Genomic DNA, 25,211 nt, shown 5'->3' with positions numbered 1-25,211 from the left:
ACGACTGAGGAATGGAAACCAATTGTAACTAAGTGTAACGAAGCCAGTTCCCATCTGGGTGATCCCAAGTTCCTGCCCCGGAAGAACCTGGGAACGACAAAAAACCTTAATCTGGTGGGGCGGGTATTGAGTACCCGCCCCACAAAGCCAACTTAAATTTGGAACAGCTTACAAAACAGTCCCTATTTCCTTCAAATAAACCCGTGTAAACGGTTCATCATCCCCCAGAGTATACTGTTCGATCAATCCCTGGCGGCGAATAGAAATACTACTTCCTTCCCTCACCACCACAGTATCGTCATCAGTGCTTTCTCTGACCAACATCATCTCAGTTTCTCCCGGATTGTCCAGCACCACCATATTGCTGCCCCGATAAAACATTCCCTCAGCTTCCAAAATATCTTCTGGATATTCAGCAATTAACAAATCGAGCTTGGGATTCCGCAGCAAACTTTGCAAGTTCAGATGGTAATTCTTATTCAAAACTTTTTGAGAACGGTTAACAAAAAGTCCACCGCGACAAACAGCACCGATTGTCCAATCGGGATGCTGCAACAGAATATGGTCGATAGTTTCTTGTAGGTCGTGGATCGAGATTCTGTTGAAAGTAATAATCGGGATTCGGGCAGATTTTCCGGAGTCAAAGAAAGTTTCGATAATATGGGAAGGCACATCAACCCCTTCGCCGACAGCGGGGTTTAGGTGCATAAAAATTCCCGGCGCGGCATTGATCTCGATAATCCCAAAATTGCCGGTTTTCCAAGATTGGGCGAGAGTTTCTGTTATCACATCAATCCCCAAACAAGTTAACCGAAAATGTAGGGCGATATCTTGAGCCAAAACAATGTTATCCGGGTGAATAGTGCGGGTAGCGTCGATGCTGACGCCGCCTGCGGAAAGATTAGCGACTTTGCGTAGATACACAGTGCGATCGCGCTCTAGCACACTATCCAATGACAGCCCTTGTTCTTCCAGATACATTTCCATCGCTTCGTCGGACTGAATTTTGCTCATCGCCGAAGTTGGCGTATCCAAACGTTCTGGTTTGCGGTTTTCACGGCGGATCAATTCGCGAATTGTTGAGTCGCCATCACCTGTTACCCAAGCCGGCCGGCGTTCAGTTGCAGACACAAACTTGCCGTCAACGCACAGCAGCCTAAAATCCGATCCTTTGATGCTGTTTTCCACAATTACTCGCACCGGGTCGGTTTCGGGAATTGCCTTAACTGCTCTTTTAAAAGCTGCCTGCAATTCCTCACCATCTCGGACATCTGCTGTTACGCCAATTCCTTTATGACCGACTACTGGTTTGATAGCAACAGGGTAGCCAATTTCTCTAGCAACTGCCAGAGCTCCGTTTTCTGTGGAGACGATATCGCCTTTGGGAACAGGGAATCCTAATGTAGCGAGAAAAGCTTTACAATCGTCTTTGCGCGTGGTAAAATCTGAGTCTAAGTGGCTGTCAGAATCAAAAGTAGTTGCAGAGCCGCGAACAAGTTTTTTGCCGTACCCATATTGCATTAGTCCCTCATCCCACAAATAAAATGCGGGAATGCCTTTTTGGGATGCCGCTCGCATTAACGAATAAACTGTCGGGCCTCCGTAGACTGACTGCCGGAACATATTTTGCAGCGCGCCCATTTGTGCTTCCAAGGGAAAGTCTTGATTTTGATTGATGGCTTCAAACCAATCCCAAACTGCGTAAACTACGGCTCTGGCGGTGCGGGCGTGAAGTGCTTCTATGCTGATTCTGTTAAAGTGAGAAAATGGCTTGACGTTCCAGTGTTGGAAGTGCAAACCCATGTCGAGTTTTGCTACTTCTGAGGCGGTACGGCCGAACAGTTGGGCATGGTTCGAGAAAGTTTCGTGCAGCAGTTGCGGGTAGCGATCGCTAATAATTTCCTGGTAATGTGCGATCGGCAAAGGTTCGCTCGCGCCCGTCACTGCGAAATCAAAAACTAAAGCCGCAGTGTCTAAATAAGGGTTTGGCCCCATATAGTGTTTGAAGTTGAAAACATCAAAAATATCGGTTTTTCGAGCATTGACGCGGGCTATTTCGGTACTTTTTTCTTGCAGCATTTTCTAACCTCCTTTGAGCTAATTTTTTACGGTAACTTTATAGTCGGTGCATGGGGTACTACCTGCGGGCATAGATATTCCAGCACTCAGACAAATACTCCGACCACTTCTGCCTTCAGTATTGCCAGAGAGGGGGAGTGGGAGAGTAGGGGAGATGGGGAAGAGGGGGAGAGGGTGAGAGTGGGAAAATATTCCTTCTTCCTTCAATATCTGACTAAGTATTGATGAGTAAGTATTGATAACTAAGCACTTATGACTAATGACTACTTCCTTCCCCCCTCCCCAAAAAAGCTATAACTTTTGAGAGGTACACTCTGTACTTATAATTGTTTATGACAGTGAAAGAAAATTTAAGAGGCAGCAAATTATGAAGATCGCACAAACTGCTCTCAGGGACAAAGTTCACCAATTAGCTGAGGAAGCATTTCACCGGAAGCTAATTTCTGGCTACGGCGATGGTCAAAACAGCAACGAATATCAGATTGTCTGGAACGGCAAACCCAGACACCTACCTTTAGAACGGGCGAGTACCATATTGAGCAATCTGATCGAGCGATCGCACTAAGGGGCGATCGGACCAATTGAAGACTTACGCTCATCAACCCGATTTCTACGAGCAATCAGAGGAGGATTAGCGAAGAATCGGAGCGGAAACCGGATTGATCACCGCGCGCGCGTCAACCCTGTACTTTAAGCTCATTTCTTGACCCCTCCTATCTCCTGTTAGGGGGGGTAAGTTTGTTTTGTCGATCGTCGAGGATGAGCTAAATAGATAGTCCTAGACGCAGAAACCGGTTTTTTTTACCAGTCCCGGACGCAAAAGCTTTCTCAAAAACCGGGGTTTCTCAGTTCAGGTTTTCCGTTCACACGCAGAATTTTCGTTTCTATTTCGGGTTTCTTTAGCCTAATACCTCTAGGACTATTGAACAAAAACATCGTTACAGCCACGAGCAAGAGTAAACACCCATATCACCCTTGCTGTGTGCGTCCTGGAGGGGTAGCAGTCTGAGATTTTTTTGTATTTATATATACCTTTTGGCAGTTTTCGGAAAAAGGAATTTTGTGTTTTAGTGAAATTTAATAAATTAAAAGTGGAGATAATATGGCGAGCAACGAAGTTCAGGGGAAGTTGCTAATTATTGGTGGCGCGGAAGACAAAGAGGGGGACTGCAAAATTCTGCGGGAATTCTTGCGGTGCGCCGGAGGCACTAAAGCTCATATTGTTGTCATGACGGCTGCCACAAGCCTGCCGGGAGAAGTAGGAGATAATTATATCCGAGTGTTTGAGCGACTCGGCGCTGAAGATGTGCGAGTTGTTGACACCCAGAGAGCCGAAGATGCCGACAATCCAGATTATTTAGAAGCGATCGAACAAGCCACGGGCATATTCTTTACCGGCGGAGATCAAGCGCGGATTATTAGCTGCTTGAAAGACACAAAACTCGACGCAGCTATGCACAAACGCTACTCTGAAGGGATTATCATTGGCGGCACCAGTGCCGGCGCGGCAATGATGCCAGACATGATGATTATTGAAGGAGACTCAGAGACAAATCCCCGCGTTGATGTGGTAGCAATGGGTCCGGGAATGGGTTTCCTTCCGGGAGTTGTCATCGACCAGCATTTCGCCCAGCGAGGTCGTCTGGGACGCTTAGTTTCGGCACTTTTGCTGCAACCTGCCGTTTTGGGATTTGGTATTGACGAAAATACAGCTATTTTAGTCAGCGGTGACGAGTTGGAAGTCATTGGGGAAAGCGCTGTAACTGTCATCGACGAGTCAGAAAAACTCCACGACAATCTAGAGGGATTGTTGAAGGATGAGGCTTTGGCGATTTGCGGGGCCAAGTTGCACATCCTCCCCCACGGATACCGGTTTAACTTGAAAACTCGCCAGCCGGTGCTCCATAACGTAGCCACTACAGCCGAGAGAGAAACGGCGATCGCCTAATTTACTTGCAACTGGCAAACCTCTTAAAATTATGTAGGGTGAGCAATGTACACCTTACCCCTTCTACCAACGAGGATGGTTGAAAGCCCAGTTGCTGTCTCCAGAACTAATAAAAAGAAGAGGATTTTACCTCTTCTTTTATTGCTGCGGTTTCTGATTTTTTAAGCACTTTTCTGTTCGCCAAAACTCGACTGCTGCCCTTCTTCAGTCGATATTAAATTCCACCCTTGAACTCTCAGCTTCTGAAATGTTGCCCATCCCTTAGAACCGCCCGGTTCCCGGTAGTCGGATACAGCAAACTGCGGAAAAGCTGTATAAGGCCGCCACGGCTGACGGGCATCGGTACGCAAGTGCAATATCTTTTCTCCATTGCCTCCGAGTCTGGGCAACCAACACATTTGTTTTAGCATTTTTAACACTCCAGAGTTTTACAGTAACGGTAATTCGCTAACATCCCACATTAAACTTTTAGAGCCTTAGAGCCACTGCTCGGAATATCTAACGGGTAACAGGGACGAATGAGATTTTCACCAATTACCAATTACTGAGGTAGCAGCAGTCATTAAAGCTGATGAAAGGTTCTACAAAGTTTGCAGGTCAAAAACTATAAAACAAGTGCTGCCAAGACATAAGCAAAAATAATCATTGCTATTCTCGGCTCAAACTTGGCTTAAAGTCGCAGGAAAACCCAGTTGAATAAAGGATTCATTTTTATGGTTTCCCTTGCCTTATAATTACACGCCGATCATCGCTCTTTCCGCATAAAATGACATCTTTCTACGGTATTACCCCTGTCGGCTAAAAAATGTTTCTTTAGTTACAAATGTTAAATATTGACCACGATTTATCTAGTTATCAAAAGTTAAATTACTTTTCATACAATACTTCGGACAGTTTTTGATAGCCCACCTTAGAATAAGGGTTTCAAGGCTCCAAGGCAAGTTCGCTACCAACGGAAAATCTAGGGTTTCAGACTACTAACTAAAAACAGTCCTGACTATTTTTCATAAACAGCGCTTAATAATTTTTAGTTACTTTAACTACATTTTTGATTAAAATCAGGTTTCCGCGTACCTAGGGGGGCACCTTACTCGATCGCTAGGGTTGGCACTACTAAATCCTCCGGGTGCGCCCCCAAGCAGGTTACAACATAAGAGTTACAGGTTTAGCTCTTAAGAACGATGGCGACAGATTTGCAAAATTGTAAAAATCAATACTAATGACACTTATAAGTTCTGCAAGCAAGGTATTCATGGCCGCTGCAATTGAATTCAAACTCTTCGCTCCCAACAACAAAGCAGCTACACTGCTCGGCTCCTTTTCCCAATGGGCAGAAATTCCCTTAGAAAAAGATGACAAAGGTTATTTCCGCACTAACATTAAGTTACAAGACGGTATTTATCAATACAAATTCCGAGTTCAGTCGCAAAGTCCATGTTTTGAACCGGATGAATGGGTAGAAGTCAATGACCCCTACGCGACTGAAATTGACCGCACTACTGATACAAGTACAGTTCGCATCAAAGCCGGCGCGCGAATTATTGATACCTATGTTTGGCAGCACGACGACAAAGAACTCCCCAATAATGAAGAATTAGTCGTTTACGAAATGCACGTTGCTGATTTTTCCGAGTCCGATGGTTCCGATAGTTGCAGTAAATTCCAGCAGGTGAAGGAGAAATTAGATTATCTCTGCGATTTGGGGATAAATGCGATCGAACTAATGCCAGTTAATGAATATCCGGGCGATTATAGCTGGGGCTACAAAGTCCGCGATTTCTTTGCCGTAGAGTCCAGTTACGGCACAACCGCAGATTTGAAGCAATTGATTGACGAGTGCCACGGACGGGGCATTCGGGTGATTCTGGACGGGATTTACAACCACTGCGATGAAGAATGTCCCTTATTGCTAATCGATCGCAATTATTGGTACTACGGTGACAAACACTATCCCGAAGATCCGGCTAACTACTGGGGCCCGGAGTTTAACTACGAAAATTTCGACCCCAAACTTGGCATTCGTCCTGCTTGGAAATTCATCGGCGATGTCGTTAATTTCTGGATTCAAGAATATCATCTCGACGGCATTCGCTACGATGCTGTGCGGCAGTTGGACAATCGAGATTTCCTACACTGGATAACTCGCGAAGCGAAAAAAAGCGCCGGCGACAAGCCATTTTACAACATAGCAGAACACATTCCCGAACTTCCCGAACTCGTCGCTGCAGACGGGCCGATGGACGGGTGCTGGCACGAAAGTTTTCGCATTTTTGCCATAGAAAATCTCGCGGGGAATACTTTTGATATCGAAAAGCTCAAGCAAGTTCTCGAACCCAAACAACAAGGCTATCAAAACACAACTAATGCGATCAATTATTTAGCCAGTCACGACCGCGACCACTTGCTGGCCGAAGCCAGCTTTCGCGATATCGACCCAGAAGCGGCTTTTAAACGCGCTAAATTGGGAGCGGTTTTGTTAGTCACAGCAGTAGGAATACCGATGCTGTGGATGGGCGAAGAGTTTGGACAATCTACTCGGCAAACTCCCAACCAGCCGAATAAACTGCAATGGTCTTTGTTGAAAAATCAGCCAAATCATGAGTTGTGGGAATACTACAAACAGGTGATTCGGCTGCGGGAAAAAGTTCCGGCACTTTATACCGAAAATATTGAATTCATCCACGAAAATCCCGAAGCCAAAGTGCTGGCTTACTATCGCTGGAGTGATGAGGGAACGCGAGCAGTAGTTGTCGCTAATTTTTCGGATACTTATCTATCTGGTTACTGCATTCCTAAGTTTCCGGCGGCAGGAACTTGGCACGAGTGGATGTACAACAAAATTGTAGAAGTTGGGGAAGAAGGGTTTAAGTTTGATTTGCCGGAATGGTCAGCGCAAGTATTTGTTTGAGAGCGGGAGAATTATGTCTCCAGGCAGATGAATGGCCCAGTTGTACAACAGTAAATTGTATTTAAGACGGGCGCACCAAACTCAACAAACTGGGTTTTTCTACCTAGGTGGATGGCTGTAACGATACTTTTTTGTAAAAAAAATCGGTTTCTGCATCCAAGAGTGCGATCGTAATTCCTGGTATTGAGAATAACAATTACAGGGCGACTTGCCAAACGTGAATTAACACGTCAATTAACACGTCAATTAACACAAACTTTGTCGGAGGACAAATTCTATGGGTTGGTTAAAAAGATTGTTTGGTTTAGAAAAACTAGAAAATCAAGAAACTGTTGACGCTCCTGCTTACCAAGCACCTGTAGCTGAAGCTCAAGCTCAAGCGGCAGCGAGCGCTCAGACAATCCCGCCGGAACGCATGGGCTTGAACGGAGAATACGATCAAAGCGGCTTAGCTAAACGGGTGGCTCAGGCTTTCGATGCAAATCCAGATGTTGCGGATATTGAGACTGTTTATGTGGCTCAACATGGCACTACGGTGGTTCTCAAAGGTACAGTTCCCAGTCAGGAAATTGTCAGCAGGTTGGTGACAATTGCTAAAGGTGTTAAGGGTGCAACTGGGGTGGAAACCGATCAAGTTTCTGTCGGCTAACGCGACGGTTATTTCTAATAGTTAGCAGTTAGCAGTTAACTGTTAACTGTTAACTGCTAACAGTTTTTTTTATCTCTTATGGCTTAACTAAAAAATATGACAGGGGAAACCTTAGAACCTACTCGGGGGAAATTAGAACGGACTCTTTCGCAGGGAATTCAAGCTTTGTACCGCTCTCAACTCGGACACTCCACGAGTCAGGCGCTCTGCAATCTTTTGGATAACAAATTGATAATAGTTGTTGAAAATGGGCTTACTCAACCCGAAAAACTGCTGGCTCAGAACGGTCACCAAGATTTGGCGTTGCAAGTGCGGACACAATTAGAATCACTTCTGGAATTGCAACTGAAAGAATTAATCCAAAAGGTTTTGGGCGTGGGAGTCACTGATTTGCTCCGCGATGCGACCTTGGAGACCGGCCGCACTGGAACGATCGCAATTTTGGACTCTGCACCTCAAGTTCGTGATTCTAATTATAAATCTAAAACTCAACCAAAACCAGTTGACAGTTGAGGTGCTGGCGGATAACTGTTTCTAAATCTTTGATGTTAAAAGGTTTGGAAAGGTATTCCACGCAGCCTGCTTCGAGAATTCGAGCGCGGTCTTCTGGTTTTGCTAGTGCTGTGACCGCAACAATCGGAATATGTCTGATCTGTGGGTTTTGTTGGACGCGCTTTACTACTTCCATACCGTCTATATCCGGCAGGCAAATGTCGAGTACGATTAGGTCTGGATGTCGATCGACTGCTGCTGAAAGAGCTGCGTACCCGTCAACTGCTCCCACGCACTCACAGCCCAATAAATCGAGTATTTGTGTCAGCAGCTCTAAGTTGTCATGATTGTCGTCTACCGCCAACACTAAAGGACGCTGCTCAACCGGGGGTTGACCGTTCGTGAAAGACGAGGATTCCAATTTATTGTTCCAATGAGGGTAGTTCATAAATGCCGAGCGAAACGATCAAAAAAGTTGTCTCCGAGGCATTCTTCAAGTGGCGCTGCGGCACTTGAAACAGATTGGCTCGTATTTGTAGTTCTCCAATGACCAGTTTTTGGTCTAACCCGATACAATATTGCTACAAGCTGCAGGCAAAACGACTGCAGTTGATTAACCGCATAGCATCTGCTTAATTCTACCTCTCCCAGCACCAATTACCCACTGAGGTACTCTTCGTGCGTCAGCCTTGGTAAAAATACGTAATAAATACGCAATAAATACGAAAAATGTTACCAATAAAGCATCCTCGCTTAATAACATTCAATAGCGGCGACAGCTTTTTAGGATATTAACCACATTAGACATGGGTTCCCCTACATGGATCTACCTAAAGGAAGATTCTAAACGATACTTAATTTTAATAACTTCCACCTGCTGAGAGATACTTAATTACTCTACTTTAGACTTCAATATTTTTAAGTAGTAATCATCACAATTTAAGCCAGTAAAAAAAATCAGTTTTTACATGAGCTTGACCGGATATTAACCTAGGAGGTTTTAATGACAATTCCACTCAGAGACGACCTAACTTACATTTTGCTCAAAAAGATTGGCACTGACAACGGCAGGGGAGAGTCGGAAATTAGGAACGCAGCGGAAGAATATGTCGGTCACAAGGTGGCAGAAGCGGAATTGCTCGGTCATTTGGACTACCTCAACCAAAGGGAATTTATCAAAGCTCAGTTTAGTGGCGAGCCTTATGGAGGAGCTGAGTTATTGCCGCCTTTAGTGGCATTTCAAGAAGCCGAGTTAACAGAAAAAGGCCGCAAACTGTTACACAAAATGGAGACGAATCCTCCTACGTCGCTCCACCAGGAAGGATCTGCAGTTCCTATCGCTTCAAAGGATATGCCGTTTTTGGAAAAAGTGATGGTAAACGGTCACTTGGAGGATATTTTTGATGCCCGCGACATTACCGAAGTAGTGTACCGGATCATGCGCGATGTGATGACAACAGAAGCAATCGATCACGTGGAAGCTGAATTGCACAAAGAAGTTTTGCCTACGGATGACAAAACCCTGCAACAAGAAATAGCAGACCTCTGGAAAGATACAAATCCGCTGGTGGGATTGCTCAGCCGGATACGTCAGCCTTTGACCGGCGAGCCTGCACCTTTGGGGATCGATGGCAATTTGTTTGCACGGAGGGTGGAACTAGAAGGCGCACTTCCTTCAGGAGTAAAACCGGAAACTGCGATCGCGGCTGTATTTTCTGCCACGAAGGATGAGCTGTCCGAGGAGCGAATTCAGGAAATAGCTGGCTTTTTGCCGGACAGAATTCGGGGAATTTGGGAGTCAGCTTAATGAGACATTTTAAGGTATAAATACTTACCAGCCGGCTTGACCAAGCTGGTTTCTCTATACCTTTTGTCTTTTAACTCTGGAATTGCTTTGTAATGAGGACGAAAGTCCCGATTAAACTGGATCGGGCTTTCGTCCTCACTAATTTTCTGATGGCTCTTTTCTTGCTTTGTAAGTGCTGTAAAAAACCCGGTATATCACCGAAATTTGTCGAAAAAGCCGAAATATTCGCATAAACCGAGTTTCTCGCTCTGGGTTTGGGTCAAGCCCCTAGACGCCGCGAAAGTGTTGTAATGTATAATACAAGGCAAGTTAAGACTGTGGATCGCAAAAATGCTGTCAACAGCCCGGGAGATCAAAAGGCATGACCCGCACCAAAGTTAGACAAATGTCACGATCGACTTTACAACAAGAGATTTTACTCAATCGAATTACCAATCGCATCCGCAACTCTTTAGAACTGCAGGAGATTTTGACGACAACTGCCCGAGAAATCCGCAGCTTTTTAGAGAGCGATCGAGTAAAAGTTTATCGCTTTGAGGCCGACGGTAGCGGTGAGGTCATTGCTGAGTCGATCAACGGCAACAATTTGTCCTCTATGCTGGGTTTGCGGTTTCCAGCAGGCGACATTCCCCAGAGTGCTCGGGAAATGTTTCTCAAAGCGCGGCAGCGAGTGATTGTAGATGTGGAATTGAAGCATCAAACAATTAATCGGTTAGATTGTCCCGAAACCGGCAAAACTTTAGCAGTTGAAGACATTACCTATCGTCCTGTAGACCCCTGTCACGCTGAATATCTGAAGGCTATGGGGGCACGTTCTTCTCTGACGGTGCCGATTGTGCATCAAAATCACCTTTGGGGGCTGTTGGTGTCTCACCATAGCCAACCGAAACGGTTTAGCGATCGAGAATTGAAAATGGTGCAGTTGCTTGTCGATCAACTTTCAATTGCGATCGCCCAATCTTTTCTGCTGAGTCAAGCTAGACAGCAAGCGCGTGACGAAGCCGTTATCAACCAAATTACGAGTTTGCTGCATTCTCCTCTGGAACTCAACGAAATTCGGAAATCAGTTCTGGAACAAACTGTCAAGCATTTGCGTGGTTCGGGAGGGCGACTCTACCTTGCAGCCGAGTTTGGCGATCGACCGGCTTTGCTTTATACCTGTGGCCAGCAGCCCGCGGATCTCGACCTTGAACTCAGCCCGTTTTGGCAGCAGATCATGGGGTTGGACAACCAAGGCGATCGAACACAAACTGCTAATCATACAAGCCAATTAGATATTTTTGAAAATCTATATTCCCAGCATTACAGTTCAATTGACAGCAATGTTTCCAGTTTTATCGTACCGCATTTGTATGCAATTGCCGATATTTCTAAAGAACCTCAACTCAAATCTGTATCTGCCAATTTAGTCGCAGCTTCCATTCGTTCATTTTTGGCAGTACCGCTGCAATACCGCCAACAGTGCATCGGCTGTCTCACCGTTTTTCGCAGCCCTATAGAAACAGAAATTTTGTGGGCGGGGCGTTGCAGTTCGGACGCCCGGAACGATCGTCCCCGACAATCTTTTGCAGCTTGGAAAGAAATCAAAACAGGCGAAGCTCAAAAGTGGACTAGCGAGGAACAGAAGCTAGCACAATCTTTAGGAACTCACCTGTACATGGCTGCAATGCAGAGACGGGTCGAGGCGATGATTCGACATCAAGCTTCTCACGACCCATTAACCGGTTTACCTAATAGATTGCTGTTTAATGAAAGGCTGTCTTTAGCTTTAGCTAGTGCTCACCAAAACGCAGAAATGCTGGCGGTTATCTTTCTTGATTTGGATAGATTTAAAAATGTTAACGATACCCTAGGTCACCAAGTGGGTGATTTGTTGCTGCAAAGTGTATCTCGGCGTTTGGCTAACTGTTTGCGCGTGGGGGATTCGATGGCTCGTTGGGGCGGAGATGAATTTACTGTGCTGCTGTACAATCTCAATAGCCCTGAGGAAGCAACTAAAATTTGCCAGCTAATTATCCAGAGTTTAAGCAGTCCTTTTGATTTTGACGGTCTAGAACTTTATATTAAGGCTAGCTTGGGAATTGCTTTGGCTCCTTATGACGGAGAAGATGCAGAAACTTTGCTGAAAAATGCTGATGCTGCAATGTACAAAGCTAAACAGAAAGGTCGCAATAATTATCAGTTTTACACGCGGGCGATCGGCAGTAAAGTCTCCGAGGATCTTAACTTAGAAAATCATCTTTACAAAGCTCTAAAAAAATCCGAGTTTGTCCTGCACTATCAACCGCAAATAAATTTAAAGACTGGTAAAATAGTCGGCATGGAAGCTCTGATTCGCTGGGAACATCCCGAACGCGGTTTGATTTCTCCCGATCGATTTATTCCCTTAGCTGAGGAAACAGGATTAATCTGCCAAATAGACGAATGGGTGATGCGGACTGCTTGCTTGCAAAATCGAGCGTGGCAGTTACTGGGATTGCCGCCGATGCGGATAGCGGTGAATTTATCAGCCCGGCAGTTTCTGCAACCTCACACGGTACAAACCATCGCTGAAATTTTATCAGAAACAAAGTTAAATCCCGAGTATTTAGAAATAGAAATTACCGAGAGCATTGCCATGACAGATGTGAGCTTTACGGTGTCGGTATTGCAGCAGTTGCAGGACATGGGAATTCACATTGCTTTGGATGATTTTGGTACCGGTTATTCTTCGCTGTGGTCTTTGAAAAACTTTCCCCTCAATAATTTAAAAATAGACAAATCTTTCGTTGCCGACTTGGTGACTGGCAGCAGCGGTGCTACTATTGTGAAACTGGCGATCGCCTTGGGACAGGGTCTGAATTTACAGGTGATTGCTGAGGGAGTGGAAACAGCAGAACAGTTGGCATTTTTGCACTCGCATCAGTGCGATATGGGTCAGGGTTACTTTTTTAGCAAACCAATACCGGCGGCGGCTATAACCCAATTGTGCTTAGAAAATCAATCGGGGAAATAATATCAATTCCGGTTGCACCGTCCGTGATTGTTGAGTGTTGACTCACAGTTAACAGTCAACACTCAACAATTATAAGGAGTGCAACCGGAATCGATAGGACAACTTACTGCCAAACAAACACTTTCGCTTCGTATTCCGGCAAGTCAATCATAATATTGTCATCGCCCGATTCAATATCATAATTACCTGTCCATTCGTGCCAAGTTCCGTTTGCCGGGAAGTGGGGAACGCTGTAACCTGCTAGATAATTTTCCGACATATTCGCCACTACTACCACTCTCGAACCTTCATCGTTCCAGCGAGTGTAAGCAAAAACTTTTGAGTCGGGGTCTTCGTGGAAAAAGTCGATGTTTTCTGTGTAAAGTGCTTGGTTATTTTTACGCAGGTGAATTAAGCCTTTGTAGTATTCCCACAAACCTTTATTCAGGTCATTTCCTAGCAGCGTCCAGTCAATTTTAGATTGCTCAATTGTTTTGGCTTTGTATTCGCCAAATTCTTCGCCCATCCAAATCAGCGGCACGCCAACTGCTGTCATTAACAGCACGGTTCCCAACTTCGCCCGTTTGAATGCTGCTTCATCCAAAATTCCGCGATCGCCCAATTCGGCAAAAACGCGATCGTGGTCGTGATTGCTCAAATAATTGACTACATTCGTAGCACCCAAGAAACCTTGCCGCTTGCAGTCGATTACCTCTTTGAGCCGTTCTAAATCAAAATTGTCCCCGCAGAGTTGTGGAATTATGGAGTGATAGAAACTGTCGTGCCAGCAGCCGTCCATCGGCCCATCTACATTCGTGATGCTGGGATTTTCGGGAATGTATTCGGCAACGGTATAAAACGGTTTGGGGCCGGCAACATTTTTGGCTTCTTGAACTATCCAGTGCATGAAATCGTAGTTAGCAATTTGTCGCGCCGCGTCGAAACGAATGCCGTCGAGATGATATTCTTGAATCCAGAAGCGGACTGTATCGCCAATAAATTTGCGCGCCGGGAAAGTTCCTAAGTTTTCGTCGTAAAATTCGTAGTTAAATTCCGGGCCCCAATTGTTGTCAGGATCGCGCGGGGCGTGGTGGTACCAATAATCGTGATCGATTTGAGTGAGGGGGCTCGATGATTCCGAGTGGTTGTAAATCCCGTCCATGATGATGCGAATACCGCGCCCGTGACACTCGTCTATCAGGTTTTTGAGTTCTTCTGTGGTTCCGTAGCTGGACTCGGCAGCGAAGAAGTAGCGGGGGTTGTAGCCCCAACTGTAGTCGCCTGGGTATTCTTTGAGGGGCATGAGTTCGATCGCGTTGACGCCGAGTTCGACTAGGTAATCGAGTTTTTCGACGACGTGCTTGTACTGGCCGCGGGCGAAGGGATCGGCTTCGCCGCCGGAAAAGTCGGCAACGTGCATTTCGTAAATCACTAATTCCCGATCGGCCGGTAGCGGTTTATCGTCGTGTTTCCAGACGTAGGTATCGACAATGCGATCGCCATCTTTGATCCGAACAATGCCGTTTTGAGTAGGATCGTCGATATCAGTCGCGTAGGGATCGACTATATCTACCCACTGATCCGCTTCCAGAAACCAGCTTTTCGACTGAACGCGAAATTTGTATTGATAAACGCCATCCTCCAACTCAACTCGCGTGCGGAAATAACCCTCTTCGTCCTTTTCCATCGGAATTTCTTCCCAATTAGAAAAAGAGCCAATCAAGGCAGCTCCTTTGTTATAGGGAGCAAATAACTTGAATTCAATTGGGGCGGTCATAATACCTCTTTCTAAAACATTTCAGTAGCAGTTGATACTTTTAATTTCGCTAACTTAAGCGAACTCAGCATCGCTCTGCGGATATAATTTCTTTAAGGCTTAACTATTCCTAAAAGTATCGTAATCTGGCTTCTGCCTGCGCCTTTTATGAAGTGAGATCGCGCAATATTGGCAGTGGGAGCGAAATTAATCTAACTGGGCATCGCTCAACAATAAGTATTAGTAATATGATAGTTTTTTAGCATCTATCTTAAGGTATATTTACTTTTTTTAAAAATGAAAAAAATATCTGTACTAGGATAGATGCGCCTTTAAAACTTATTACTGTTTTAACAACAAACAATTGCTTAGCTGGTGCACGCTGCTACCCCTAATTTTTGGGTAACAATTAGTGAGTCGGTGTGCAGCGCACACCCTTAATCAGTGACCGTAAGGTGCGCCCAGCGCACCCTACTTTTAACTTGATTTTGCCTGATGATAAGGCTTCATCCAACCAAGCCAGAACGCAGGGCAAGAACGGCTGCCTGAGTGCGGTCATCCGCGCACAACTTGTTCAAAATATTGCGGACGTGAGTCTTGACTGTACCGACAGTAATGTACAGCTTTTCGGCGATTGCAGCATTGCTGTAACCCTGCACGATCAGTTCCAAAACTTCTAATTCCCGCTCGGTTAAAGGGTAAGTCTCAATGATGTGACTAAACTCGGGTTCGGCAGCCTTAATTGTGACTCTTTTGCCCTCAGCCTTCGGTTCTTCCGGCGCGGTTTCCTGAGTGCGAGCTTGTTTCAGGACGATACGGGCGATCGCCGGATCGATCCAAGAATTACCTTCGTGAGTTACTTTTACTACATCTAATAACTGATCGAAGCTAATATCTTTCATGCAGTAAGAGTCAGCTCCGGCGGCAAAAGCTGCCAGAACTTCTTCTTCATTGTCCTGAAAAGTCAGAATCAAAATTTTTGTATCTGGATCGGACTCCGCTACGGATTTTTTGAACTTTTGTGTAAGTTCAATGCCATCAAAATCCGGCAATCCAATATCTACAATTGCCACGTCAGGTTTTGAAGACTGAAGCAGTTTCAATCCATCTGTAGCGTTAGCTGCATCGCCGACAACTTCTATCGTGTCACGCTGTTGTAAAGCTGTGCGGATGCCGACTCTTGTCAGGTCATGGTCTTCTATCAAAGCAACGCGAATTTTACTCATCTTTCTTCCAATAGTCCGCTAAACTTTTAAAATATCGTCAACTGACTCAGATAAACTGAGTAAATTTGAGAATGTGTCCTGATTTAGGGTTTTACAGGCTGCACATCATTTTTAAGCATACTCATGCAGCCGCCAAGAATGCAAGTTAATTTTTAAGTTATTTTGCGGCGATGCCTGCACGAGCCTTCCTCTGGACAGGTAAGCTCTCAATGTTTTAACAGTTTAACTGAATTATCTCATTGTCCGCCCGTTGATAGAGGTAAAGATATCACTACCGAGATAATTTTAAAGTATAAAAAATTTTGATGCACTTGGCACGTCAAAATCCATAAAGCTAGCAGCACGAGTCTTTAGCCGGTGTTAGGGCTCAAGTCCAATGCTTATTTATATAACCTGTTATGACTCAGCATGACCGCAATAAGTCTTTTCCGTCGGAGTTTTCCGACTCTGAAATCTTACACAAAGTATCTGAAATAACATCCCCCCAACCGCAAGTTGGCGACTGCGAAACTCAGGACGATCGCCTGCTGTCGGCAATTCCTCACATAGGTTGGGAAACAAAGGCCGACGGCTGGGCGACTTATTTCTGTCAGCGCTGGGAGGACTACACGGGCGTACCAGCAGCAGCAGCTTTGGGTTTCGGCTATCTGGCGCAGGTTCACCCAGAAGACCGCCCTCGTCTGTTGGCGAGATCGCACACTTCTAAGTTCCCGCCGTCAAGTTACGAAATTATATTTCGTCTGCGGACGCGAGAGGGCATTTACCGCTGGAACCTGGCCACAGGAACGCCCGCTAATCTAGACAGTCAGGAAGTTTGGAAGTGGGTGGGAACCTACACCGAAATCGACGCCATCCAAAAAACTCCAGCCGAACCCCAAGCAGAACCAGAATTCTTGCCCGATCGAGTACCCTCAAAAAACAATTTTACAGCAAAAAATTTGTGTGGAGCCCGGACGGTATGGGACGCGGCACACGAGTTGCACGCGCTCGATCGATTTACAAATCTGTTGAGCCAGCGCGCGGGTAGCTTGTGCCAGTTGTTGCAAGGCATTGCGGATGCGACTGTAGAGGCGATCGCAGGAGCGGAATTTTGCCTAGTTGCTCTCCTGGAGTACGATTGCAGCGGCCTCAAAGTCAGCGCTGTCGGGGGCACGGAAAACTTTGGTGAGGGTACAACCCCGCACGTGCAAAACAAGCTGCTGTGGAAAGCATTTGCGACAGGAGAGTCTGTACTGTTGCGGTCGGAGTCTGGCGACGGCGGGCTGCCGGCGGCGGCCTGTGCTGCAGCGATCGAGTCGGCGCCAAGCGGGCGTTTGGGTGTGTTGGCCATCGGCAACGGGAAAGACAGCAGGGCGATTAACGCTCATACTCAGCAACTGCTGGCGGTGATGGGAAAACAAGCGGCGATCGCGATTAACAACGCGCTGGCGATCGAAAAATTAAAAAAGCAGGAACAGCTTTTAGACTTGCAAAACGAGCTGCTAATTCGCCAGCAGGAAGAACTGGAAAATCAGGGGCAACGCATTCAACAGCAAAAATTGGAACTGCTAGAAGCAGCCAAGTTAAAATCGCAATTTTTGGGCATCATGTCCCACGAATTGCGAACTCCCATGAATTCGATTATCGGCTTTTCCCAATTGCTGCTGCGCCAGCACAAACAACTGCTGACCGCCCAGCAAACAGAAATGGTGGGGCGCATTTTACATAACGGCAAAAATCTGCTTCTGCTGATTAACGATATCCTCGACCTCTCCAAAATCGAGAGTGGCCGCACAGAATTAAAAATTGAAAAATTTAATTTAGCGCATTTAGTAATGGATGTCGCCCTGGAATTCGGAAATCAAGCCACCGATAAGAACGTGGCAATGTCCGTCAGCATCTGCTTGCAGGATCAGTTGATAGTTAATGACAAGTTGCGCCTGCGGCAAATTTTGGTCAATCTCGTTTCCAACGCGGTTAAATTCACACATGAGGGCAGCATTTACATTGAGGTGCGGGCATTAAATAGCGATCGGCTAATTATCACGGTTCGGGATACAGGAATCGGCATCTGTGAAAAGGATCTTCCCCACATTTTCGACAAGTTCCACCAAGGCGACCAAAGTACAACTCGCCAATATCCCGGCACTGGTTTAGGACTAGCTATTTGTGCTTCTTTAGTCAAGATGATCGACGGTAAAATTACCGCCGAAAGTCAACCCAACAAAGGTTCGATATTTCGGATCGAGTTCCCGCGAAAAATTTACCCTAAAAAACTCAATTGCTGACTGAAAACCTTTTTATATTTATCACAATGGCCGATTTTAACCGATCGTACAAAAATTTTCGTCCCTCTCTAAGACACGAAAAAATAAATATGACTAAGAGCAAAAAAAGGTTTTACCTAGTAATTATAGCGGTAGGGTGCACCTCGGCGCACCCTACATATAGAGGTTTTGGGTAATCCCTTTATTCTTGAGTCCCTCTATGCTAGGAGGAGAGTTTGTGTAGGATAGGTTGCAACAGCAGACTTTTATGTCTTAAAGACTAGAAGTTTTCCCTACTTCCGCCTGAGTAGCAATTGGTTTAACATCGGTGTAGCCCATATTATTAGCTACGTCGCGCAGCACTGTAATTTGCTGTTCAAAATCAAGACCTTCAATTTGACCCAACACGCCATTGACAGCCTCAGTTGCCTCATATCCTTCGGGGATATCGACAATTGTTTCCCCCATACCAATAGCCCAAGCATACCAAACTACCAACTGATTGTTAGCAGTTAAAGCTCCGTAAGCGTGAGAATACGGCGTGTCGTCGCCGTTGACAATACCGCGCATTATATTCAGTTGTTGGTCATGGGAAAGCTTGTAAAAATCATCCAGCAGCATGGGAGCTAATTCTGGTTCGGCGGCGGCGGGAGCTGCTGGTGTAATTGAATCTCCCATTTTTTCATAAACAAAGTAGAGCAGCGCCAGTTTTTCATCTGTACCCAACCCGTTGATTGTCTGAACGATGTTTTTAGTGTCGTTGGAGAGAGAGTGAGGATTGGTCGCGGCGGGTGAGTTCATAAACAAAATTCCTTAAAAATGCTTCCAGAATATACAAATATCAAGATTTGTAAGTGCAAGTCACCATCCCCGAGAGGTAATACGATTTTAGATTTTAGATTTTAGATTTTAGATTAAACAATAGGGAATGGCTTAGTATGTATGGGTTGGGAGCTGGGCTAAAGCTGCATTCTTTTCGGAAAGTGATGTAATGTTAAGGCACTAACCTAGAATAAATCATCCTTAAGATAGAAGCCAACGATACATCTGCGGGTAGATGAAAAAGCCTGGGAGTAAAGTAATAATTGATACAGTGAATTGTTAAATAAAACTAGCAAGGAGTCGGCTATGTCTCAAATCAATACAGAAGTCAATAACACTGAAAACTTTGACGCTCAGCAGATCACTGAAAGCGCGGAAGCTGGAGAACAAAAGTTGCCGACCGTTGATGTATCAGCAGACTACGAAGCTTCAAAAGAATTCAGCGTTAGTGACATCGACCGCACAGGTGCCGGCGCTCAAGCTGCCGCCGCTGCAACTGCACCTAAATTTCCTATTCCCGCTGCTCAAGATAATATTGCAAAGCCGGCAGATACAAGCGGCAATCCCAATGATTTTCGTTCGATGGCTCAGGAAATTAAGCCTGCTGGTACACCGGGCGAAGTTACCGACGATTTGATGCAGAAAGCGATCGATCTTGGTACTCCCGGCAGTTAATTTAGAAATTCTCCATCCTCGATGCAAAGCCTCTGTATTGTAGGGTGCTGATGTCCCGCCTTACCCCTATAATTCCCGCGTCAAATCACGTTTTGCATAAGTCATGAATTGTCGAGTGAGTGTACGATAAGCTGCTATACAGTAGGGACACAACAAAGTTGTGTCCTTAAAGACTGCAATAGGGTAGCGACACAACTTTGTTGTATCCTTAAATGTTTAATTTTAAGTCGATCGCCCGACAAATTTTGCCGACAGTGCGATCGCCCAAAATTTCAATTACTAAATCCACACCATCCCCCTCAACCATCGACTTAATAAATAACTCGGGATGCAGCGCTTTCCAGAAATATTCAACAAACCGATTAATCTCAGCTTCTGACATTCCCGACTTCCCCGCCGCCATCATTTCCCGTTCCGCCTGATTGCGCCACACTTGAGAAATGCGATAATCTTGGGGATACAAAACAATCAACCGATCTAATCGGTTCCACAGCGGCAGATAGTCGTGCAGCTTCTCATTCATATCGCGCGCAAACTGACAGTCGCTTTCTGTGGAAATCGGAAACGGTGCAGTCGCCAAAAACTCGTTTAATTTGGCATCAACTACCGGATTCACACCGACAAACCAACCTTCAAAAAGTACAATATCCGCACCGGAAATAATTTCGGGTTGACTTCTATCTCCTGCACCTCCATAGGCAGATTTGTCAAACCTGGGAATTTCTATATTTTTATTAATTAAATCGGGTTTGAAGGCATCAGATTTGGGATTGTCAAGTCCTGCTAAATTGTGAGTTTGAGAACGGCGCAACTTGTCTAAAACTGCGATTCCCAAGTCAATATCGTGAGTGCCGGGGGGGCCGCGCCAAATTAAACGCGGGTCGGCTTTTTGGAGTTGTTGGCGATCGGCATAAGTCTTGTAAAGATCGTCTAAAGAAATGCTGACAGTAGAATATCCCAATTTTCCCAGAATCAGCCTCAAAACTTGGCATAAAGTAGTTTTTCCCGTTCCTTGCACTCCTAAAATTCCTTGAATTAGAGGACGATTTAAACTTTGTTTGGCAGCCGATAATTGCATTGCCAGCGGCAGCCAAAGATTCCACAAAGTTTCGAGGAAAACTGTTGACTTTAGCGGGAAAGTATGCAGTACGTCAAGAATAGAAAAGAATAAATCGGTTTTGCAGCGGACAACATCGGCTACACTGTCGGGAGTAATGCCAAAAGCGCGCGCTCGCAAATCATCTGCAAGTTCCCAAAAAGCCAGGTGCTCGAAGTCGGGCGCGATCCTCTTCGAGGGCTTCGCTAACGGGCGATCGCCGGCTTGCCATCGATGTAAAATTTCAACAGGGGTTACAGTCGATCGAGCCATCTTCTCAAAACTCTTGATGCCAGAGGGGGTTTTGTACAAATCCTATCTGCAATTGACAAATATTTCATCCTAAATCCGCGCCGATTGAAAAAGTTTTTAAGAACCTAGTTTGAAAGCCTCCACAAATAAATTGTAAGTGATACCAATTTTCAGAGCATTGAGCATATGCACCGAAAAAGAACCTACTACAGACCGCAGGCGGGCGTAAACCAGCCAGTTGGCGAACTCCGTCAACAACACCAACAGCCCGGCCGCGATAATATCCCACTCAGCGGATTGTCCCGCGATCGTCGAAATAGCTGTTCCCAAAAAAGTGCCGAACAGCAGGCTAATTAGCAGGAGCGAAATCCGCCGCCAAGGATTGTTCAGCCAGCCTCCGAAGCGATCGCCCAGAACATCAATCAATCTGTTAATTCGGGTATTCTGCATAAAAATTATACGGTTTGAGATTGGAGATTTGAAATTTGAGATGCGGAATGACTGATGAATATTGGGGTTTGGAGTACAGGCCTATAGTGGTACTCTTTTTTTTAACTGCTATTAAAAGCTAAACCGATGAGCAAACAAATGCCCCTCCCGATCAACTCCAAATTCTTACCGGGGGGAGTATGTCGCAATCTAAAATCTAAAATTTAACATCTAAAATGGTATTGAGCGATCGCGGACTTATAGCCGAGAACGCTCAAGTAATTAAGTGTAACTGTATCTTGTGGCACAGCAGACCCTGGTTTTACATTAAAAATAGTTAAGACTAATTTCGGGTGCAGTCTATCCTTTAAGCCTAAAATTTATGAATCTTAAAATTTACCAGATCGTAATTGGAGTGTCGATCGTCCTAATTACAGGAATGTTTCTAGGACGTTTTGAAATCACTATCTCCAACGGTTCAAATCAGTCCAGCGACTGGCCCTCACAAGCCACCGCACTCCCCCCAATACCCCCCGTTTCCCCAGTCGCGACAGCTTCTGCCGACACCGCCACCGATCCCAAACCCGACTCAACACCAACCCCCCCAGATCCAGAGGAGGAATTGCTTTCCTCAGTCCCTGTAAATGCTAAAGCCTCCGGCCTTTTGCGCGTCAGCAACCGCAGCGAACACCCAGTGCGAGTAGCCCTGCTGTCGAAACGGCAAGCCGAGAAATCCTATGGAAAACCCGCGCACTGGGATTTTGCGCCGGGGGAAGGCGGCGGCAAGGGACTGATGCTATCGCTGCCGGAGGGCAAGTTACAAGTCAAACGAGGAGACATTCTGGTGGTTTTTGCTCAGGATGGTTCTCGCCGCTACTGGGGGCCTTTCGTCGCCGGGGAGACATCCTCGCCCGCTTGGAACAGCACAGCCGGAGAATGGCAATTAATTTTGCAGCCGTGAACCCTTAGCTGCAGGTGCCGAGATTTTAATCGAGAAACACGGTTGATACGGTCTTATTGAGAATGATTCGGCTGTGTGAGGTTAACCTCACATAGCCGAATCATTATAAATACCAGGCATCTTGCCTGTTCTACAAAGCGTGAATTTTGTTGTGGGGAGTAGGAGCGGGGTTGCTCTAGCCCGCCCATAAAAGCCTTATTGAGAATGGTGTAACATCTCAGTTGAACCGCATTCGATCGAATTGGGAGTTTCGAGAATGCGAATCTTTCGGTAGACTCTCTATGCGAGCTAAAATTTTAAATCTAAAATCGCAGGAAGTTTCCGTGAAGGAAGTTATTAAAAATTTGTCAGAGTTTAGAAATCGCCCGTTAGCGAAGCCATCGAAGAGGCTCGCACCTTTGCTGCTATCAATTTTATGGCTGTGCGCGATCGCCTCTGTGGCTTTTTTGTGGAACCTCGGCAACATAGGCTTAGTTGACGAAACCGAACCGTTGTTTGCCGAAGCCGCGCGTCAAATGACCGTGACAGGGGATTTCATCACTCCTTATTTCAACGGCGAAACCAGGTTTGACAAGCCGCCGCTGATTTACTGGCTGATGGCCGTGGCTTACCGCACTCTGGGCGTTAACGAATGGGCCGTGCGTCTTCCCTCGGCATTGTGCGCGATCGGTCTGACTTGCCTGGGATTCTATACCCTATCGAAATCGAAGGAAGAAGGAAGTTCGGCAACGGATTCTGTAACGGATTTAACGGATGTCAGGAAGAAGGAAGAAGTCCGATGGAAGCCGGAAGAAGAAACAGAGAATAACAACTCTAAACTCAAAACTCCCCGTCTTCCCCTCTTTTTTTCTACTCCTTGGATTGGTGCGGCCCTAATAGCTTTAAATCCCCAAACTATTGCCTGGGGACGGACTGGCGTTTCAGATATGCTATTAGTCGGCTGTATGTGTTCGGCACTTCTGGCATTTTTTCTCGGTTACACTCTAGAAGAACAGAGAGAACAAGCAGAATTTTCCACTGTTTCCGCTTCGCGATTTCCGAATAAGTGGTATCTGACTTTTTACGTACTAATTGCCTTAGCAATTCTGGCTAAGGGGCCTGTGGGAATTGTCGTCCCAGGACTGATTGTTGGCAGCTTCGGGCTTTATTTGGGAAATTTTCGGCAACTTTGGCGCGAAATGCGTCCGGTGTCGGGAATCTTGATTATTTTGGCGATCGCCCTGCCTTGGTACATTTTGGTTATTTTAGCCAACGGTCAAACTTATATTGACAGCTTTTTTGGCTATCACAATTTCCAGCGTTTTACTGGAGTAGTCAACAAGCACTCGGCGCCTTGGTATTTTTACTTTTTTGTAGTGCTAGTTGGTTTTGCACCTTGGTCGATTTATTTGCCGGTGGCGATCGCCCGCACCCGTTTTTGGCAGCGCAGTTACTGGCGTCGTCAACCGCGATCGGCTCAGTTGAGTTTATTTGCCCTATTTTGGTTCGGCTGCATCTTTGGCTTTTTCACGATCGCCGTGACAAAATTGCCGAGTTATGTATTGCCTTTAATCCCCGCCGCTGCGATTTTGGTAACGCTGCTGTGGAGGGATATTATTGCAGGCAACGAATCCGATAACAGGCGGATAAAGTTAGAAAAAAAATCGAATTCTTTACCGCGAGGGCTGTTAGCTACATACATTTTCAATGTGGTATTTTTATTAATTATAGCCGGAGCCACTTTCTACTGCTACAACTGGCTGGGAGACGACCCCGCAATGCCCAATTTTCCCCAAGCAATTCAGCAGTCAGGATTGCTGATTGTCGGCGGTACGATTTGGATAACTACAGCAGTGGCGATCGCACTTTTACTTTGGAAGCGGCAACAGCGCTGGATTTTGGTTGCTAACCTCATCGGGTTAGTAGCATTTATCATCTTTGGTCTTACTCCGGCCTACAAAGTGGTTGATATCAACCGCCAGTTACCTCTGAGACAGTTAGCACAGGTTGCCGTTCAACAAAAACTGCCAGGGGAAGAGTTTATTATGGTTGGTTTCTGGAAACCAAGTCTGGTTTTTTATACCCAAGAGCCAGTGACTTACTACCGAGCTGTTACAAAGGCGATCGACTACATTAAGGAATCTAAAAACCCAACTTCTCCCTCTATTTTGTTGCTGGGATATCCAGAGAAATTTGTGCAATTAGGATTGCAGCCAAATCAATATCAATTGTTGGAAAGTCGGGGCGCTTACCAACTCGCCAGGGTTCCGAGACAAGCATTTCGATAGTGCCTGTAGTGTGAGTTCATACTTGTTAAACAAGGTAGAAAAATGATTACAACTAAGAATCTTCAACTACTTCCCGTCGAAAGGATTCACATAGAAGCTTTCTTACGAAGTAAAAGCGAGCTTGCAGCAATTTTAAATGTCATAGTGCCTAATAGTTGGCCTCTTTTCCCGGAAGCATTTTCCCTCCCGGCTGACGAAGCTTGCGAATCCAATCCGCCTCCAACTGACTGGCACAGCTACTTCTTTATTCATCCAAAAAATCAAGTGCTTGTCGGTAACGGAGGTTTCAAAGGCTCACCTGATGAGTCGGGAACTATAGAGATAGGTTATGAAATTGCTTCCGAATATTGGAATCGCGGCTTTGCAACTGAGGTAGCACAGGGAATGATCGATTATGCTTTCGCTCACGAGGAGGTTAAAGCAGTCATCGCCCACACTTTAGCTGAAAAAAATGCCTCGAATAGGGTGTTGCAAAAAGTAGGAATGAAGTTCATTGCAGAGGTGGACGATCCTGAAGAAGGCAAGATATGGCGATGGCAAATAAGCAGGGATGAATATCATCCGACTTGAACCGTAACGCCGTTTGGCTGTTTAAGTCACTGGTTTTGGCGGTAATTTGAAGGC

At 45.7% G+C, this 25,211-nt stretch carries 20 protein-coding genes; 12 read left to right on the top strand and 8 right to left on the bottom strand.

Features of this window, described 5'->3' with window-relative positions:
• Positions 1 to 168: 168 nt before the first annotated feature.
• Positions 169 to 2,079: an ATP-binding protein gene (locus QUA45_RS08680; protein ID WP_333220301.1), complete on the bottom strand. Its 1,911-nt coding sequence runs from the start codon at positions 2,077 to 2,079 to the stop codon at positions 169 to 171.
• A 367-nt stretch (positions 2,080 to 2,446) separates the two neighbouring features.
• Between QUA45_RS08680 and QUA45_RS08675 the strand changes: the two genes are divergently transcribed.
• Positions 2,447 to 2,644 (top strand): hypothetical protein, encoded by a 198-nt coding sequence (locus QUA45_RS08675; RefSeq protein ID WP_333070153.1) that lies wholly within the window; start codon positions 2,447 to 2,449, stop codon positions 2,642 to 2,644.
• A 537-nt stretch (positions 2,645 to 3,181) separates the two neighbouring features.
• The gene (locus QUA45_RS08670; protein ID WP_333099005.1) at positions 3,182 to 4,027 is read left to right on the top strand and encodes a cyanophycinase; all 846 of its coding nucleotides are present in this window, start codon (positions 3,182 to 3,184) and stop codon (positions 4,025 to 4,027) included.
• Between the two features lie 161 nt (positions 4,028 to 4,188).
• Here QUA45_RS08670 and QUA45_RS08665 read toward each other — a convergent pair whose 3' ends face one another.
• Entirely contained in the window at positions 4,189 to 4,437 is a 249-nt protein-coding gene (locus QUA45_RS08665) for a hypothetical protein (RefSeq protein WP_333099002.1), read from the bottom strand.
• 809 nt (positions 4,438 to 5,246) lie between these two features.
• Here QUA45_RS08665 and QUA45_RS08660 point away from each other — a divergent pair.
• The 3 genes from QUA45_RS08660 to QUA45_RS08650 all read left to right on the top strand — a co-directional run bounded on the left by QUA45_RS08660 (position 5,247) and on the right by QUA45_RS08650 (position 8,097).
• The gene (locus tag QUA45_RS08660; protein WP_333220300.1) at positions 5,247 to 6,935 is read left to right on the top strand and encodes an alpha-amylase family glycosyl hydrolase; all 1,689 of its coding nucleotides are present in this window, start codon (positions 5,247 to 5,249) and stop codon (positions 6,933 to 6,935) included.
• Positions 6,936 to 7,212: 277 nt separating this feature from the next.
• Complete coding sequence (locus QUA45_RS08655; protein WP_333098997.1) at positions 7,213 to 7,584, top strand: BON domain-containing protein; 372 nt, start codon at positions 7,213 to 7,215, stop codon at positions 7,582 to 7,584.
• Between the two features lie 96 nt (positions 7,585 to 7,680).
• Positions 7,681 to 8,097, top strand: a complete 417-nt coding sequence (locus tag QUA45_RS08650; RefSeq protein WP_333098995.1) for a DUF2294 domain-containing protein — start codon at positions 7,681 to 7,683, stop codon at positions 8,095 to 8,097.
• On the opposite strand, the gene QUA45_RS08645 is transcribed toward QUA45_RS08650, so the two are convergent.
• Positions 8,066 to 8,524, bottom strand: coding sequence for a response regulator (locus QUA45_RS08645; RefSeq protein ID WP_333098993.1), 459 nt, complete (start codon positions 8,522 to 8,524; stop codon positions 8,066 to 8,068). The genes QUA45_RS08650 and QUA45_RS08645 overlap by 32 nt on opposite strands.
• Positions 8,525 to 9,079: 555 nt before the next feature.
• Between QUA45_RS08645 and QUA45_RS08640 the strand changes: the two genes are divergently transcribed.
• Together QUA45_RS08640 and QUA45_RS08635 are read left to right on the top strand one after the other, a co-directional pair.
• Entirely contained in the window at positions 9,080 to 9,883 is an 804-nt protein-coding gene (locus QUA45_RS08640; protein WP_333220298.1) for a DUF2267 domain-containing protein, read from the top strand.
• A 361-nt stretch (positions 9,884 to 10,244) separates the two neighbouring features.
• Positions 10,245 to 12,878, top strand: a complete 2,634-nt coding sequence (locus QUA45_RS08635; protein ID WP_333098991.1) for an EAL domain-containing protein — start codon at positions 10,245 to 10,247, stop codon at positions 12,876 to 12,878.
• 103 nt (positions 12,879 to 12,981) lie between these two features.
• Here QUA45_RS08635 and QUA45_RS08630 read toward each other — a convergent pair whose 3' ends face one another.
• Complete coding sequence (locus QUA45_RS08630) at positions 12,982 to 14,634, bottom strand: alpha-amylase family glycosyl hydrolase (RefSeq protein ID WP_333098990.1); 1,653 nt, start codon at positions 14,632 to 14,634, stop codon at positions 12,982 to 12,984.
• 485 nt (positions 14,635 to 15,119) lie between these two features.
• Complete coding sequence (locus QUA45_RS08625; protein ID WP_333098987.1) at positions 15,120 to 15,839, bottom strand: response regulator transcription factor; 720 nt, start codon at positions 15,837 to 15,839, stop codon at positions 15,120 to 15,122.
• 398 nt (positions 15,840 to 16,237) lie between these two features.
• Between QUA45_RS08625 and QUA45_RS08620 the strand changes: the two genes are divergently transcribed.
• On the top strand, positions 16,238 to 18,106 hold the full coding sequence (locus QUA45_RS08620; RefSeq protein WP_333220296.1) for a PAS domain-containing sensor histidine kinase: 1,869 nt from the start codon (positions 16,238 to 16,240) through the stop codon (positions 18,104 to 18,106).
• A gap of 252 nt (positions 18,107 to 18,358) precedes the next feature.
• On the opposite strand, the gene QUA45_RS08615 is transcribed toward QUA45_RS08620, so the two are convergent.
• Positions 18,359 to 18,886: an orange carotenoid protein N-terminal domain-containing protein gene (locus tag QUA45_RS08615; protein WP_333098984.1), complete on the bottom strand. Its 528-nt coding sequence runs from the start codon at positions 18,884 to 18,886 to the stop codon at positions 18,359 to 18,361.
• Between the two features lie 327 nt (positions 18,887 to 19,213).
• Here QUA45_RS08615 and QUA45_RS08610 point away from each other — a divergent pair, with 327 nt between their 5' ends.
• Positions 19,214 to 19,582, top strand: a complete 369-nt coding sequence (locus tag QUA45_RS08610; RefSeq protein ID WP_333098983.1) for a hypothetical protein — start codon at positions 19,214 to 19,216, stop codon at positions 19,580 to 19,582.
• A gap of 208 nt (positions 19,583 to 19,790) precedes the next feature.
• On the opposite strand, the gene QUA45_RS08605 is transcribed toward QUA45_RS08610, so the two are convergent.
• Together QUA45_RS08605 and QUA45_RS08600 are read right to left on the bottom strand one after the other, a co-directional pair.
• Positions 19,791 to 20,951 carry a glycerate kinase gene (locus QUA45_RS08605; protein ID WP_333220310.1) on the bottom strand — a complete coding sequence of 387 codons (1,161 nt, stop codon included), beginning with the start codon at positions 20,949 to 20,951 and terminating at the stop codon, positions 19,791 to 19,793.
• Positions 20,952 to 21,047: 96 nt separating this feature from the next.
• Positions 21,048 to 21,380 (bottom strand): DUF565 domain-containing protein, encoded by a 333-nt coding sequence (locus tag QUA45_RS08600; protein WP_333098981.1) that lies wholly within the window; start codon positions 21,378 to 21,380, stop codon positions 21,048 to 21,050.
• A 361-nt stretch (positions 21,381 to 21,741) separates the two neighbouring features.
• Here QUA45_RS08600 and QUA45_RS08595 point away from each other — a divergent pair, with 361 nt between their 5' ends.
• From QUA45_RS08595 to QUA45_RS08585, 3 genes are all read left to right on the top strand, one after another.
• On the top strand, positions 21,742 to 22,320 hold the full coding sequence (locus QUA45_RS08595; protein ID WP_333098979.1) for a hypothetical protein: 579 nt from the start codon (positions 21,742 to 21,744) through the stop codon (positions 22,318 to 22,320).
• Between the two features lie 281 nt (positions 22,321 to 22,601).
• Positions 22,602 to 24,587 (top strand): glycosyltransferase family 39 protein, encoded by a 1,986-nt coding sequence (locus QUA45_RS08590; protein ID WP_333220294.1) that lies wholly within the window; start codon positions 22,602 to 22,604, stop codon positions 24,585 to 24,587.
• A 42-nt stretch (positions 24,588 to 24,629) separates the two neighbouring features.
• The gene (locus tag QUA45_RS08585; protein WP_333098976.1) at positions 24,630 to 25,157 is read left to right on the top strand and encodes a GNAT family N-acetyltransferase; all 528 of its coding nucleotides are present in this window, start codon (positions 24,630 to 24,632) and stop codon (positions 25,155 to 25,157) included.
• Positions 25,158 to 25,211: the final 54 nt, after the last annotated feature.

It is taken from the genome of Microcoleus sp. Pol12A5, assembly GCF_036701435.1.
Classification (GTDB): Bacteria; Cyanobacteriota; Cyanobacteriia; order Cyanobacteriales; family Microcoleaceae; genus Microcoleus.
This window is presented reverse-complemented; position numbering and strand designations above follow the sequence as displayed.

Excerpts from the sequence above, each read along its gene's own strand:
- QUA45_RS08635 (WP_333098991.1), top strand. The coding sequence starts at position 10,245 with ATGACCCGCACCAAAGTTAGACAAATGTCACGATCGACTTTACAACAA.
- QUA45_RS08585 (WP_333098976.1), top strand. The coding sequence starts at position 24,630 with ATGATTACAACTAAGAATCTTCAACTACTTCCCGTCGAAAGGATTCAC.
- QUA45_RS08655 (WP_333098997.1), top strand. The coding sequence starts at position 7,213 with ATGGGTTGGTTAAAAAGATTGTTTGGTTTAGAAAAACTAGAAAATCAA.
- QUA45_RS08640 (WP_333220298.1), top strand. The coding sequence starts at position 9,080 with ATGACAATTCCACTCAGAGACGACCTAACTTACATTTTGCTCAAAAAG.
- QUA45_RS08645 (WP_333098993.1), bottom strand. The coding sequence starts at position 8,524 with ATGAACTACCCTCATTGGAACAATAAATTGGAATCCTCGTCTTTCACG.
- QUA45_RS08660 (WP_333220300.1), top strand. The coding sequence starts at position 5,247 with ATGACACTTATAAGTTCTGCAAGCAAGGTATTCATGGCCGCTGCAATT.
- QUA45_RS08675 (WP_333070153.1), top strand. The coding sequence starts at position 2,447 with ATGAAGATCGCACAAACTGCTCTCAGGGACAAAGTTCACCAATTAGCT.
- QUA45_RS08665 (WP_333099002.1), bottom strand. The coding sequence starts at position 4,437 with ATGCTAAAACAAATGTGTTGGTTGCCCAGACTCGGAGGCAATGGAGAA.
- QUA45_RS08605 (WP_333220310.1), bottom strand. The coding sequence starts at position 20,951 with ATGGCTCGATCGACTGTAACCCCTGTTGAAATTTTACATCGATGGCAA.
- QUA45_RS08670 (WP_333099005.1), top strand. The coding sequence starts at position 3,182 with ATGGCGAGCAACGAAGTTCAGGGGAAGTTGCTAATTATTGGTGGCGCG.
- QUA45_RS08630 (WP_333098990.1), bottom strand. The coding sequence starts at position 14,634 with ATGACCGCCCCAATTGAATTCAAGTTATTTGCTCCCTATAACAAAGGA.
- QUA45_RS08615 (WP_333098984.1), bottom strand. The coding sequence starts at position 18,886 with ATGAACTCACCCGCCGCGACCAATCCTCACTCTCTCTCCAACGACACT.
- QUA45_RS08620 (WP_333220296.1), top strand. The coding sequence starts at position 16,238 with ATGACTCAGCATGACCGCAATAAGTCTTTTCCGTCGGAGTTTTCCGAC.
- QUA45_RS08595 (WP_333098979.1), top strand. The coding sequence starts at position 21,742 with ATGAATCTTAAAATTTACCAGATCGTAATTGGAGTGTCGATCGTCCTA.
- QUA45_RS08610 (WP_333098983.1), top strand. The coding sequence starts at position 19,214 with ATGTCTCAAATCAATACAGAAGTCAATAACACTGAAAACTTTGACGCT.
- QUA45_RS08650 (WP_333098995.1), top strand. The coding sequence starts at position 7,681 with ATGACAGGGGAAACCTTAGAACCTACTCGGGGGAAATTAGAACGGACT.
- QUA45_RS08625 (WP_333098987.1), bottom strand. The coding sequence starts at position 15,839 with ATGAGTAAAATTCGCGTTGCTTTGATAGAAGACCATGACCTGACAAGA.
- QUA45_RS08590 (WP_333220294.1), top strand. The coding sequence starts at position 22,602 with ATGCGAGCTAAAATTTTAAATCTAAAATCGCAGGAAGTTTCCGTGAAG.
- QUA45_RS08600 (WP_333098981.1), bottom strand. The coding sequence starts at position 21,380 with ATGCAGAATACCCGAATTAACAGATTGATTGATGTTCTGGGCGATCGC.
- QUA45_RS08680 (WP_333220301.1), bottom strand. The coding sequence starts at position 2,079 with ATGCTGCAAGAAAAAAGTACCGAAATAGCCCGCGTCAATGCTCGAAAA.